The following is a 13,669-nucleotide window of genomic DNA, read 5'->3' on the forward strand; positions in this document are numbered from 1 at the left end:
TCTCAGCCGACGTCGTTGGCTTCCAACCACTCGATGACCTCGACTTCGTCGGGCAGATCGGTGAACTGCACGACCTCATCGCTGCCGACGAAGTAGAACGTTCCCGTCACCTCGGTGATCTCCGGATGCACCCGCAGGATGGCGAACCGGTAGAGCGCCAGCTGCCATTTCATCACCTCGAGCGCCGCGGCATCGGGTTTCTTCGAGGTCTTCCAATCCACGACCTCGGCATGGCCCCCGGTGATGAAGACGGCATCGATCTTCCCCGGCACCCGGAATCTGCCGAGAACGAGTTCGAAGGACATCTCCACATGGTCTGCTCGCCGAGTCGCGAACTCGGAGGCGGAGAACGTCGCCTGCAGCCGTTCGATCGTGGCGGCGTCCATGGGGCGCACCGATTCGTCTTCACCGATGTCGATGCTCGACTGACCGAAATGCTGTTCGACCCAGGAGTGGAAGGCCGTTCCGATCTCGGCCGCCCGGCTCGGCGGCGTCGGGATCGGGCGCAGGGTCTGCGTGCGGAAGCCCTGTGGGTCGCGCCGCCATGAGACCAGGGCCGTCGCCGACAGGCGGTCGGGCATCGCCGCTGCGGTCACGGTCTCGGGCCGGTCGCCGATGCGCAGCGCCTGCGCTGCGTAGCGCCCGATCACTCCCGGCACCTCGGCCAGAGACTCCAAGCTGACTTCCGGGCTCGCCTCGACCCAGTCTGCGGCGCGCTGTGCGGCGGCGACCTGCCTGGTGCGCGGCACCGGCCATGGAGTGGTCTCGACGCGGTCCTCTGCCGATTCGTCGGCAGGCTCCGGGATCTCGACTTCCAGGCCCAAGGCTTCGATCGCTTCGGTGAGGAAGGGCGACGGGTCGTCGGGGACGGTGCGCGATCCCATCAGTTCCGCCCCGAGCCACAGATGCCTCTTGGCGCGGGTGAACGCCACATAGGCCAGACGCCGCTCCTCGCCCACATGCGCGTCGGCGATCTGTGGGCGGATGAAGTCCCCGATCCACTCGTCCAGAGCCTTCTTCGTATCGAATTCGGCTTCCCGCAGGTCGAAGTCGACAAGATGTGCGCGGTCACCGCGCAGCGGGTACGGCAGTGCCGTGCGGTCCATCCACCCCTCTTTGTCCCGCGGTTCGGTCGGGAAGTCCTTGACCACCAGGGAGGGAACGGCGACGGCATCGAACTCCAGCCCCTTCGAGGCGTGGACGGTCATGATGTTGATCGCGTCGGCAGCCGTCGTCGGTTCTGCGACGCTCAGCGCATCATGGGCTTCCATGAGTCTGAGCCAGGACAGGAACCCGGTGATCGAGGGTTTGTCGTCGGTGGTCGAGTACTGGCTGGCCGCGGACAGGAACGCATCGACGGAAGCCCTGTGCAGATTGCGCAGCGAATCGCTGAGTCCCCAGATGTCCGAGTCGATACCGGTCTCGGACATCGCAGTGCGGATGATCGACGAGATGGTGCCCGTGCCCGACCGGGTGGCGCGCAGCGCACGAGCCAGCCGGACCAGTCGGTGCAGCGCCTCCGAGCTCAGCCCGGACTGCCGATAGTCGGCGACAAGACTCCTGCCCGCGGCTGTCCGCGCACCCTGGTCGAGGGCTCGCTGCACCTCGATGAGCTCATCGAGGCCTTCGACGATCGTCGCCTGGTCGATGGCTTCGGCGATGACCTCCTCGGTGGCGGGTTCGGACCTGTCGGAGGCTCGCCGCTCGGTCTGACGGCGGGTGAAGGACTGCAGTCCGGCGATATCGCCGGCACCGAGGCCGAGCATCCGTCCGCTGACGAGCCGCATGACCTCGTCGCCGGCCATCGGGTCGACCGCGGCAGTGAGCACCGCGCGCAGATCGGCGACGAAGGGGTCGGTGAGCAGCCCGGAGGAACCATGCACATGCACGGCGAACCCGGCGGCTTCCAGAGCTGCCGCAACCGGTGCGAAATGGGCACGTTTGCGGCACAGCACCGCTTTCGACGAGCCTGCGGGAATGGTGTGGAACCATTCCGTGAGGGCGCGCAGTCCGGTCGTGAGGAAGTCGGGGTCGTGGGCTCCCGAACTGATCTCGACGCTGACCTCGCCGTCGCCGGCACCATCGCGAGCCGACAGCGGGGACTCGCTGCTGTCGTCGAGTCCAGCGGCGATGCGGTTGGCCACCTGCAGAATCGAACGGTCGTTTCGCCAACTCGTGCTCAGCGACAGGGATGCGACATCGCGGAAGTCGGAGGAGAACCGGACCATGTTGTCGGCGCTGGCACCGCGCCATCCGTAGATGGCCTGGCGGGGATCGCCGACCGCGGTGACAGCGGTGGAGTGGAAGAGGTCGCGCAGGAGCTTGAGCTGAGCCACCGAGGTGTCCTGGAACTCGTCGAGGAGGACGATCTTCCATCGGGCCCTCTCGGCTTCGGCTGCGGCCGGAACCTCGTCGAGGATGCGTTGAGCGAATCGCACCTGATCCGAGAAGTCCATGGCCAGATTGCGTCGTTTGGCCCGCATATAGGCATCAGCCAGTCGGGCCGTTCTGATCTTCGCTTCGAGCTTCGCCCGTCGTCCGTTGGGATCGACGGGTTTGCCTCTGCTGGAGACCAGGGCGGCCAGACACTGCTCGAGATAGGCGGTGACTTCGTCGACATCTCGACCGTGGTCGTTCATCTGCCCGGCCAGAGCGATGACGTCGGCGATCATCGTCTCGCGGGAGAAGTCTCCGGGGATCTCCTCGGGTGGTGTGGAGTCGATGAGCTCCCCGGCGATGGTGTGTGCCGCGGCGTCATCGAGGAGGACCGTTTCGGGTTCGATGCCGATGCTCACACCGTGTTCGCTGACGATCGAGGCGGCATAGGAGTTGTACGTCGACACGGTGGGGTTGTCGAGACCGGGCAGGGAGAGGTCCTGGCTGTGTCCGAGCTTGTGTCGCAGTCGGGACAGAAGCACGCGGATGCGTCCGCCGAGTTCACCGACGGCCTTGCGGGTGAAGGTCAGCCCGAGGATCTCCTCGGGAGACACGAACCCGTTCGCCACCAACCACACCACACGCTGTGAGATGACGGTGGTCTTTCCGGAGCCGGCCCCGGCGGTGACCTTCATCGACTGTGCGGGGTCGGCCTCGATGATCACCCGCTGCTCCGGGCTGGGCGGGAATGCCTGGGCAGGATCGGCGGCCGTGAGTTCGGCCAGCTGCTCTGCAGTGAAGCGCATCAGTTCTCCTCCAACATCTTCGGACCGATCGCCGGGCACGAGGACCGGACGGGGCAGGACTGACATTTCTGCGGTTCGACCCGGGCGAGGAAGCTCGCGGCACGCATCCTGCCGGACACGTCGTCGATGAGTTCTCGCGCCCATCCGGGATTCTCATCGACATCCAGCGCCGGCTGTTCCCGAACTGTCCGGGCAGACTTGCGCAGAAACACGAGTTCGGCGCCGAAGGCGTGAGCGTCGAGGTCCTGGTCCTCTCCGATTCTGATGGTGCCGGAATTGATCGCTTCCTGGTACACGCCCAGCTGGGCGTGCCGGTCCATCTCCTTGCCGGCGACGACGTTCCTCCCGGTCTTGAAGTCGACGATGCGCAGCCCGCCCTCGACCTCCTCGACCCGGTCGAGTCGGCCGGTGACCTTCCACTCGCGTCCGTCTGCGTCGACGCCGACGGCATAGACCTGCGCTTCGACACCGACAAGGCGGCCCGAGGTCGTCTTGATGTAGTCACCGAGGCGGTCGGCCATGCTCATCGCCACCTCGAATTCGCGTTCGCGCTCCCATTCGGCGTCGAATTCCAGGGACGCGAACTCCCCCTCCACGAAGCTGCGGATCGCGGAGGTGGGGCCTTCGGGATAGTTCTCGGCGGCCGCGTGGATGATGGTTCCGAGACTCTGTGCCGTCGACATCGGACGATCACCGCCGTTGCGGGTGAGGAACCACCGCAGTGAGCAATCGGTGAATGCTTCGACCTGGGAGGGTGAGACACGGACCGTATCGGAGTCCGTGAAGAGCGGCTCGTGTGTGGTGATGTCCTCTGCCTCGCGCCACTGCCTCGGTGGTTCGACAGTCGGGCCGGCGTCCGCCAGAGCCCTCATCAGCGCCGCCCACGACTGTGTCTCCGGGCCCGGAGTCGCAGGCCTCTCCGAATCCTCAGCGAAGGTGTGCCCTGCCGCAGCTCCCTCGGGGTCGACATCTGCGGCCGCAGCTGTCAGCAGCAGACGGGCGCGGGTGTGAGCGGCCATCTCCGGCAGAGTCAGCGGAGGCAGTTCGTCCTCATGTGTGATCGCATACCCGTCGGCCGCCTCGGTGCCCTTGGCAGTTCCGGCTGCGAGCACGTCGAAGAACGGGGACGGTTCGGTCTCCGCATCGGTGACGGCGGTGACGATCACCCGTTCCCGGGCCCGGCTGAGTGCGGTGAAGAACAGCTCGCCCTCTTCGCGCAGGTTCGTCCGTTTCGCGTGTGCGTGGTAACCGGGGTCGCCGGTGATCGTCTCACCCGTGTCGAGCACCGCGGTGAGGTCGGTGAGGCCGAGGATGCCTCCGCGCAGCTTCGGGTTCGGCCAGACGCCTTCGTCGACCTCGGCGATGATCACCAGCGGCACACGCACGTGGGCCAGCGAGGACGGGGTGCCCACACGGACATGGTCGGCGAATCCGGCAGTATCGGCCAGGGAGTCCTGGGCGATGTCCTGCTCGGCGACGATTCCGGCGAAGGAGCGGGCGGTGAATCCGCCGCGATCTGAGATCTTCTCCGCCAGTGCGAACAGCCGCAGCACCGAATCGAGGTAGCCGTTGGTCACCGATTCGGGGTCGCGCAGGGCCTCGGACTGCCATTTCTCGGCGACGCCTGCCGCGTCCCAGATGCTCCACAGCGCCTGGTGGGGGTCGGTGGCGCCGGCCTCGGCCGCGGCGTGGAGCATCCGTGAGATCGTGGCCAGCCCCTGTGGGGCGGAGTCGTCGATGGGGCTGCGCAGCGCCTGTGCCAGCGAGGCCGTGCTGCTGGGCGCCGGGAATCGTTTGCGCACTGTGCGTCGGAAGCGTCGGATCTGCACTGGGTCGAGGCGGACGTAGATGCTGCCTGCCAGAGACAGGGCGAGTTCCGCGATCGCCTCGTCATCGTCGAAATCCGGAGTGACCGAGAGCAGGTCCAACAGAGGTGCGGTCGCAGGGTCGACGTTGAGTGGCTGCATCAGAGTGGCGATGGAGACGCCGGAGGCTCGCAGCTCGTTGGCGATCGTGCGTGCGCTCGACGAGTTGCGGCAGATGAGAGCGACGTCGGACCAGGAATGGCCCTGTTCGACGAAGTTCGTGATGCGACGGGCCAGATATCGGTGTCCGGAGGCTCTGCCTTCGAACACATGCGTCTCCACGGGAGCCTCGACCGAGGCGGCCGACGGAGTCTCGGGTGATGCCGCCGCTGAGGTCTCGACCGGGGTCGCAGGCGGGGCCTCTGCCGTGGCCGGACGAGGGCGGGGTATGTGTCCGAGCGACCAACGTGTGGTGATTCGGGCGCCGAATCCGTCGATGACCTCGGCCAATGCCGGATCGACATCCCACAGGCGGTCGAGGACGACCGTGTCGAAATCGGCATCGGCGATCGCCCGGTCGATGATCGAGGCGTCGGCTCCGTGGAAGCGCCCGGTCACCGTTTCGGGGGATCCGAACAGAGCGATCGCACTCCCCCGGGCACGCAGCTGCTCGAGGATTCCCCAACTTGCTGCGGGGAAGTCCTGCACGCCGTCGGCAAGGACCACGGCGGGGACCCGGTCGGGAGCGAAGGTCCACGATCTGCCGGCAGTCACCTCGGCGGGTTCGCGGAAGATCTCGAAGGCGGCGAGGGCGAGCACCGTCGCGGAGTCGACGCCCCCATAGCCGGGCATGGACATGATGCCCAGATATTCGTCGAGGACCTCGGCCACGGCCTGCCACCGCGGATCGGGCTTGTCGGCCAGGACACGGTCGAAGGCGCTGCGACCGAAATCGAAGACGTGCTCGCCCGAAGAGTCGGGCGATGGGCCGGGCGTGCGCATTCCGAAGTCGAATTCCATCACCCGGTTGAGCGCGTCGCGGACCTCGGTGCGGAACGCCGAGGTCGAGCGCACCTCCGCGGTGATCTCCGACGGCCACGCCGGGCCATGAGAGCGGCCGAGTTCGTGACCTGCGAGGAGATCCGCGAGGAACACATCCTGATCGGCCCCGGAGATGAATTCGAGGTCCTCCCCGGTCCGCGTCGTGTGTGCTGCGCGGGCGATCCCATACGAGAAGGACGCGAGGCTGCGGGCTGGAGCGGCCGAGAGGACCGCATCAGCGGGCAGCTGGAGACGGTTGCGCAGCACATCGGCGTGGTAGCGATCGGGAGTGAGCACGAGGACGGATGCCGGGTCGATCGCCGACACCAACTGGGCATAGAGCGACTCGAGCAGAGTCGTCTTCCCGGTTCCCGGCCGGCCGATGATATTCAGGCAGTCACCGGAGAGCAGGGTGCTGCCCATTCGCTGCGTCGTCTCATCCATACTCGTATTCCATCACGGCCCGCTGACATGGCCTGTTCGAGATCGGAACCGGCGCGTCGCCGATGCACGCGGCGGGATGCCCGGTGCGAGGCCCGTCTTCGCGTAGCATTGAAGAATGTCGAGTCCACAACAGAGATTGCCCCGTGACCAGCGCCGCGACCAATTGGTGGGAGTCGCACGCTCCGTTTTCGCCACCCGTGGATATCGGACGACCTCGATGGACATGATCGCCGAGGCAGCCGGTGTGTCCAAACCCGTGCTCTATCAGCACTTCGATTCCAAGCAGGACCTCTACTTGGCGCTCATCGACTCATCGGCGGCGCTTCTGGACTCACGCTTGGCCGAGGCCCTGGGATCGACCACCGATCCGCATGAGCAGATCCACGCGACCTACCGCGCCTATTTCGACTTCGTGGTCTCACACCGCGAAGAGTTCGTCATCATCTTCAATTCGGACGTCTACGAGCCGAAGGCCGAACAGAAGCTGCGCGCACTGCGCGAGAGTTCGGCAACACGTGTCGTCTCTGCTCTGCAGAACTTCGCCCGTCTCACCGACGATGAGGCGCAGCTGCTGTGTCGGGCCCTCATCGGCACCGCTGAAGTCGTCGTCAAGCAGATCGACTCACAGCGCGGAATCGACGTCGACACGGCCGTCGAACTGCTCACCCAGATGAGCTGGGGCGGTCTGCGGTCGTTCTCCGAACGCTGACGTCTCACCGGGGCATCAGCCCACAGCGGAATCTGCAGGGAAGAATCCCGTGCCTGCGGACGTTAAGCTGAACACAGTCCAATCCGTCATCGGTCACCGAGCATCGGCACAAGGAGCACCATGGAAATCAAGATCGGCGTCAAGCAGACTCAGCGCGAGATCGTCCTCGAAACGGACGAAGAGGCGAAGGCACTCGCCGCTCGCGTCGAAGAGACGATCCAGTCCGAGGGACTGCTGACCTTCACTGATACGAAGGGCCGTCAGGTCTTCGTCCCCTCGGCTTCGCTCGGCTACCTCGAAATCGGTGCCGAGTCAGCACGGCGTGTGGGCTTCAGCGCCTGAGCAGCGCCGCTGAGCTGATGAGGGCCCCGGTCATCGTGACCGGGGCCCTTCTGCATCGACCGCGGACAGACCAGCCCCGAGGCGGCCGGCCCGACAGACTGCCCATGCTGTCGGAGAGGCCCTGACTCAGGCGACGAGACCGAGCGCCGACATCCGCTTCGAGTGATTCGACGTCACCGCCGGGATCAGCTCGACGACGAGGTCTTCGTCGAGGCCGAGGAACGGGTCGGTGAGCAGACTGCGCGCCCGTCCCAGGGTCTCGGCGACGAGCTTGCGGCCCCACAGCGCCAGCCGCGAAGCCAGCTGTGTGTCGACGGCCACTTCGGATGTCAGACGATTGCGCGCATATTCGCTGGCCCGTGTATCATCGAGAATTGCAATAGCCAGGCTGTATCCGGGCTCCGCGAGTTCGTCCACCGCCGTGCGGTAGAAATCATTCATGATTCCGTCGAAGACGAATCCCTTCATGAGGCTTTCGTACCAGTCGCGAGGACGAGTCCTTTCAGCCAGAGTGCTGAAGGTCGGTTCGAAATGCTGACAGAGCTCGATCACATCCTGGCCCATCTGATCAATGTGCTGTGAGAGCTGTTCGAAGTTCGCGAATGACTGAGAGGCCAGCCGCGCCAGGATGACCTTGTCATCCAGATCCGCTGCGGTCGTCGCGTTTGTGGCCATACGTTCGAAACCGGTCAGCTCGCCGAACGCCAGAAGCGCGAGCGTCGCAGCATCAGTACCGGCCAATGGGACAGAATCGGGCATAGTTCAAGACTACCGGTTCGCACCGTGACAAGCGCATACGCGCTAAAAGGAGTTTGGAATATGGCGGAGACAGAAGCGGATTTCGCGGAGCTGGGAGTCGCCGGACCGATCGTGGCCTCGCTGGCCTCGGCAGGAATCACCCATCCCTTCCCCATTCAGTCGCTGACGCTGCCCGTGGCACTGTCGGGCGCCGACATCATCGGGCAGGCGAAGACGGGCACCGGCAAGACCTTGGGCTTCGGAATTCCCCTGCTCCAACGCGTCGTCGGCAAGACCGAGGACTCTTCGGTCACCTCCGACCCCGAGTCGACCCCCGACAGCTGGGGCGACTCGAAGGAGCCGCGGCTGCCGCAGGCGCTTGTCGTCGTGCCCACCCGTGAACTGGCCAAGCAGGTCGCAGCCGATCTCGTCACCGCCTCGGTGCAGCGCGATATCGACATCATGACGATCTACGGCGGCATGGATTTCGATCCGCAGATCAACCGCCTCAAGTCCGGCGTCGACGTCGTCGTCGGCACGCCGGGTCGCCTCCTCGACCTCTACGGACGCAAGATCCTCAAACTTCACCGGGTCCGTACCGTCGTCCTCGACGAGGCCGATGAGATGCTCGATCTCGGCTTCCTGCCCGATGTGGAGAAGATCATCAACGCGGTGCCCGCTCACCGCCAGACGATGCTGTTCTCTGCCACCATGCCCGCCGCTGTCATCACCCTGGCCCGCCGCTACATGAATCAGCCCACTCATATCCGTGCTCAGGACCATGAGGATCTGACGCTGACGGGGAAGAACACGACGCAGTTCGTCTACCGAGCCCATTCGATGGACAAATCCGAACTCGTCGCGCGCATGCTGCAGGCCGAGGGCCGCGGACGCACGATCATCTTCACCCGCACCAAGCGCACCGCCGACAAGCTCGCCGCTGAACTCGAAGACCGTGGATTCGCGGTCAAGGCCCTGCACGGCGATCTCGGCCAGTCGCAGCGTGAGAAGGCTCTGAAGTCCTTCCGCGACGGCAAGGTCGACGTCCTCGTGGCCACGGATGTCGCCGCCCGAGGTATCGACATCGACGATGTCACCCATGTCGTCAATTACCAGTGCCCCGAGGATGAGAAGACCTACGTCCACCGCATCGGACGCACCGGTCGTGCCGGCAACTCCGGTGTCGCCATGACCCTGGTCGACTGGGATGATATGCCCCGCTGGCGTCTCATCAACAAGGCCCTCGGCCTCGATTTCGACGAACCCGCCGAAACCTATTCGACGTCACCGCACTTCTTCTCCGACCTGGGCATCCCGAAGGGCACCAAGGGTCGCCTGCCGCGCCAGCACGCCGAAGGCGAAGGCGAAGGCGAGAAGAGCACTGGTGAGCGGAAGGGCCGCGGATCCGATCGTGGGTCCGGACGCGGCCGTTCCGATTCACGCCGAGGCGGCTCATCCGAGGGTCGAGACTCCTCTTCCGACTCCGGTGAGGAAGGCCGCAAACCACGTCGCCAGCGCACGCGTCGCCGCACCCGCGGCGGCAACCCGGTCAACCGCGCACAAGGCGGTCGGGCCGGACGTACTGCCTCCGACTCCAGCGAGGACTGAGGCGCAGGATTCCGCTCACAGCATGAACGCAGGGCTCCGACCGACCGGTCGGAGCCCTGCGTTCGTCCATTGCCCGATTCGACGAGTCCCCCGAAGTTCCCGCCCGAAGTGCCGCGGCTGAACTCAGCCCTGGATGTACTCGACGCCGCGCGGCCGTGAGGCGGCACGGTCGAGCAGCTTCGCGAGCATATGGTCGGAAGTCACGTGCTCGCCGAGGCGGTTGGGCTTGCCTGTGCCGTGGTAGTCACTGGACCCGGTGACGATGAGGTCGTGCTCATGAGCCAGACGCCGCATCGCCTCACGCTCCTGCGGAGGGTTGTCCCGGTGGTCGACTTCGAGTCCGTCGAGGCCGGCGGCGATGAATTCGGTCATCGCCGAATCGGGCACGACCCGACCGCGCATGGCCGCACGCGGATGGGCGAAGACCGAGACTCCCCCGGCCTCCCGGATGAGCCCGATCGCGGTGATCGGGTCGATCGTCGGCAGGGACACATGGTATTTGCCCTGGCTCGACAGAATCGATGAGAACGCTTCGGTGCGGTTGTCGACGACACCGGCTGCCACAAGCGCATCGGCGATATGAGGACGGCCGATCGTGGCGTCCTCGCCGGAGACCGAGAGCACCGCATCCATGTCGATCGGATAGTCCTCGGCCAGTCGTTCGATGATGAGGTGAGTGCGGTCGAGACGGGCCCGCCTCGTCTCCTGCACGACCTCGGCCAGCCCCGTATCGTACGGGTCGTGGAGGTAGGAGAGCAGGTGCACGCTGATCCCCTCGTAGCGACAGGAGATCTCTATTCCCCGGACCAGCCCGAGCCCGTAGACCCGGGCGGCATCCTCGGCAAGCGTCCAACCGGCGGTGGTGTCGTGGTCTGTGATGCCGACGACGTCGATGCCCTCCATCGAGGCTTCTGAGATGAGTTCGGAGGGGGTCTGGGTCCCGTCCGAGAATGCGGTGTGCACATGGAGATCGATGACCATGGTCACAGTCTATCTGCATCTGTCGTTCCGACTTCCACATGAACGCACCATGTCATGCCGCCCGTCTAGACTGGCGGCATGACAGAGCAGAATTCAGAGACCCCAGACTCGACTCAGGACCTCGCAGACCGCGTCAACAATCGCTCACATCGACCGAATTCCACTGCCTTCCGCGATTTCGTCGCATCCGGTTGGGACCGCACACCGCTCAACGCCGAGGCTCTCGCCGCCGCCGGTTTCACGCCGGCACGCCGGGCCGCAGTCTCCGCGGCGTTCCCCGGCGAACGTCTCGTCGTTCCCGCCGGCGGGCTCAAGGTCCGCTCGAACGACACCGACTACCGCTTCCGTGCTCATTCCGCGTTCATCCACCTCACGGGTCTGGAAGCCGATTCCGAGCCCGATGCCGTTCTCGTCTTCGAACCAGACGACGACGGCCACGAAGTGACCCTGTACTTCCGTCCCCGCGCCGGTGCCGACACCGAAGAGTTCTTCTCCGATTCCCGCTACGGCGAGTATTGGGTCGGACCGCGCGCCGACCTCGAGGCCATGTCCACGATGACCGGCATCGCCACGGAGAACTCCGGCACCGTCGACGACGCGATCACGAAGGACCTCGGGGCCATCTCCGTGCGGCTCGTGCGCCAGGCCGACACCCGCATCGACGGAGTCATCGACCTCGCTCGCAGCCAGGTCCAGGCCGATCTCGAGACCTCCGAGGCCGGAGACGCGGAGCTCGCCCAGATGCTCTCCGAGCTGCGCCTGATCAAGGACGACCACGAGATCGCGCAGCTGCGCGAGGCCGTCTCCATCACCCGTGCCGGTTTCGACTACGTCGTGGCATCGCTGCCGAAGGCGCTGGGCCACCGTCGCGGTGAGCGTGTCGTCGAAACCGCGTTCGAGACCGCTGCCCGCTCCGACGGCAACGGAGTCGGCTACGACACGATCGCCGCTTCGGGCAACAATGCCTGCACCCTGCACTGGATCCGCAACGACGGCCGGATCCGGGAGGGCGACCTCATCCTCGTCGACGCCGGTGCCGAAGCCGATTCGCTCTACACCGCCGACATCACCCGCACCCTGCCCGTCTCGGGCACCTTCACCGAGGTGCAGGCGAAGATCTACGATGCCGTGCTCGAAGCCTCCGATGCCGCGTTCGCCGTGGCCGCCGAGCACTCCGAGCGTCCTGTGAAGTTCCGTGAGGTCCACGAGGCGGCCATGGAAGTCATCGCGAAGCGTCTCGAAGAGTTCGGGGTTCTGCCGGTCTCCGCGGTCGAATCGCTGTCGCCTGAAGGTCAGCAGCACCGTCGGTGGATGGTGCACGGGACCAGCCACCACCTCGGTCTCGACGTCCATGACTGCGCTCAGGCGCGGGCGGAGATGTACCTGGACGCCACCATCGAACCGGGAATGGTCTTCACCATCGAACCCGGTCTGTACTTCAAGTCCGATGACCTGCTTCTGCCCGAGGAGTTCCGCGGCAATGGTGTCCGTATCGAGGACGATGTCCTCGTCACCGCCGGCGGAGTGGAGAACCTCTCCGCCGACTTCCCCCGCACCCGCGCCGAGGTCGAGGCCTGGGTGAACGGTCAGGCTCAGGACCGCTGATGACCACCGAAGCCGCTCACGGTCCGGGTTCGACCGCACGGTCCGGCCCGGTCCGCGGGCGTGGAATCCTCGAGATCCCCGGTATCCGCCTCGGCCATGCCGGTGAACTCACCGACTCCCGTCTGACCGGGATCACCGCTGTGCTGCCCCCGCCCGGTTCGACCGTCGGTGTCGATGTCCGCGGCGGTGGTCCTGCCACCCGTGAGACCGATGTCATCGCCCCCGGCACTCATTCCTACGGCGCCGACGCGATCGTCCTCACCGGCGGCTCCGCCTTCGGCCTGGGCGCCGTATCCGGGGTCGTCGACACCCTCGCCGAGGCCGGCCTCGGCTTCCACGCCCCCGGGCTCGCCGATGCGGTCATTCCGCTCGTCCCCGCGGCTGCGATCTTCGACCTCGGTCGCGGAGACGGCTCCGTGGCCCCGCCGACCCCGGCCGAAGGCTCTCAGGCGGCGCGAGCGGCGCTGTCCGGTGAGACGGTCGAGGTCCGAGGCAGCATCGGGGCCGGAGCCGGTGCCCGGTCAGGGTTCCAGAGTCTGCGCGGCGGTCTCGGGTCCTGCGCCGTCCGTCTGCCCGGCGGAATCACGGTCGCAGCTGTTGTGGTCGCGAATTCGCTGGGCACGATCGGCACCCCGTCAGGCGGTCTGTGGTTGGACCCGCTGCTGCGCTCGTTTGGTCTCGATCTGCCGAAGGTGCAGGGACTTCCCGCCACACCGCCAGCCGACTCCGGGACCGGGGCGAAGAACACAACGATCGCGATCGTCGCCACCGACGCACGGCTCGATCCGGCACAGACCACTCGGATGGCCTCGGGGGCGCATGCCGGCATCTCCCGAGCCGTGCAGCCTTCGCACACTCTCTTCGACGGCGACACGATCTTCGGCATCGCCACCGGAGCGAACGAGCTGACCTCGGGCCACGACGCCGCCACCCGAGAACTCGTGATGGTCACCGCGGCGGCGGCGGATGCGCTCAGTCTGGCGATTCTCGACGCCCATGCTTCGGCGACACCCGTCGACGGCGCGTGGGGGCAGCCGCCGACGCTGAGCGAGATCGCACCGGACTTCGCGTCCGCGTTCACCGCTCTCTGATGGCACTGCGTTCATCGCACTCTGGATGCAGAGGCGGGGCCCGCCGTTCGGCGGGCCCCGCTGCTCTCGGTTCTCAGCCGCTCTCAGGCGGCCGGATCCGACGACCGCGCTGAGGTACTGCTC

The 13,669-nt window shown here is 66.1% G+C and carries 9 protein-coding genes; 5 read left to right on the forward strand and 4 right to left on the reverse strand.

Going from position 1 to position 13,669, the window contains the following annotated elements:
* Positions 1 to 2 precede the first annotated feature (2 nt).
* Positions 3 to 3,182 (reverse strand): ATP-dependent helicase, encoded by a 3,180-nt coding sequence (locus tag GUY37_RS10715; RefSeq protein ID WP_166825384.1) that lies wholly within the window; start codon positions 3,180 to 3,182, stop codon positions 3 to 5.
* Entirely contained in the window at positions 3,182 to 6,472 is a 3,291-nt protein-coding gene (locus GUY37_RS10720; RefSeq protein ID WP_166825386.1) for a PD-(D/E)XK nuclease family protein, read from the reverse strand. The genes GUY37_RS10715 and GUY37_RS10720 overlap by 1 nt, the downstream gene beginning before the upstream one ends.
* A gap of 115 nt (positions 6,473 to 6,587) precedes the next feature.
* Here GUY37_RS10720 and GUY37_RS10725 point away from each other — a divergent pair, with 115 nt between their 5' ends.
* Both GUY37_RS10725 and GUY37_RS10730 read left to right on the forward strand, forming a co-directional pair.
* Positions 6,588 to 7,181 carry a TetR/AcrR family transcriptional regulator gene (locus GUY37_RS10725; RefSeq protein WP_227492744.1) on the forward strand — a complete coding sequence of 198 codons (594 nt, stop codon included), beginning with the start codon at positions 6,588 to 6,590 and terminating at the stop codon, positions 7,179 to 7,181.
* 120 nt (positions 7,182 to 7,301) lie between these two features.
* Positions 7,302 to 7,523, forward strand: a complete 222-nt coding sequence (locus GUY37_RS10730; protein WP_166825389.1) for a DUF3107 domain-containing protein — start codon at positions 7,302 to 7,304, stop codon at positions 7,521 to 7,523.
* A 126-nt stretch (positions 7,524 to 7,649) separates the two neighbouring features.
* Here the strand turns inward: GUY37_RS10730 and GUY37_RS10735 are convergent, their stop codons facing one another.
* Positions 7,650 to 8,282: a ferritin-like fold-containing protein gene (locus tag GUY37_RS10735; protein WP_152347997.1), complete on the reverse strand. Its 633-nt coding sequence runs from the start codon at positions 8,280 to 8,282 to the stop codon at positions 7,650 to 7,652.
* Positions 8,283 to 8,342: 60 nt separating this feature from the next.
* On the opposite strand from GUY37_RS10735, the gene GUY37_RS10740 reads away from it, so the two are divergent.
* Positions 8,343 to 9,869, forward strand: a complete 1,527-nt coding sequence (locus GUY37_RS10740; protein ID WP_166825391.1) for a DEAD/DEAH box helicase — start codon at positions 8,343 to 8,345, stop codon at positions 9,867 to 9,869.
* A 123-nt stretch (positions 9,870 to 9,992) separates the two neighbouring features.
* Here the strand turns inward: GUY37_RS10740 and GUY37_RS10745 are convergent, their stop codons facing one another.
* Complete coding sequence (locus GUY37_RS10745) at positions 9,993 to 10,850, reverse strand: PHP domain-containing protein (protein WP_166825393.1); 858 nt, start codon at positions 10,848 to 10,850, stop codon at positions 9,993 to 9,995.
* Positions 10,851 to 10,928: 78 nt separating this feature from the next.
* On the opposite strand from GUY37_RS10745, the gene GUY37_RS10750 reads away from it, so the two are divergent.
* A complete protein-coding gene (locus tag GUY37_RS10750; protein WP_166825396.1) occupies positions 10,929 to 12,455 on the forward strand; it encodes an aminopeptidase P family protein in 1,527 nt (508 codons plus the stop codon).
* The gene (locus GUY37_RS10755; protein ID WP_166825398.1) at positions 12,455 to 13,546 is read left to right on the forward strand and encodes a P1 family peptidase; all 1,092 of its coding nucleotides are present in this window, start codon (positions 12,455 to 12,457) and stop codon (positions 13,544 to 13,546) included. The genes GUY37_RS10750 and GUY37_RS10755 overlap by 1 nt, the downstream gene beginning before the upstream one ends.
* Positions 13,547 to 13,669: the final 123 nt, after the last annotated feature.

The organism is Brevibacterium limosum (assembly GCF_011617705.1).
GTDB classification, from domain to species: domain Bacteria; phylum Actinomycetota; class Actinomycetes; order Actinomycetales; family Brevibacteriaceae; genus Brevibacterium; species Brevibacterium limosum.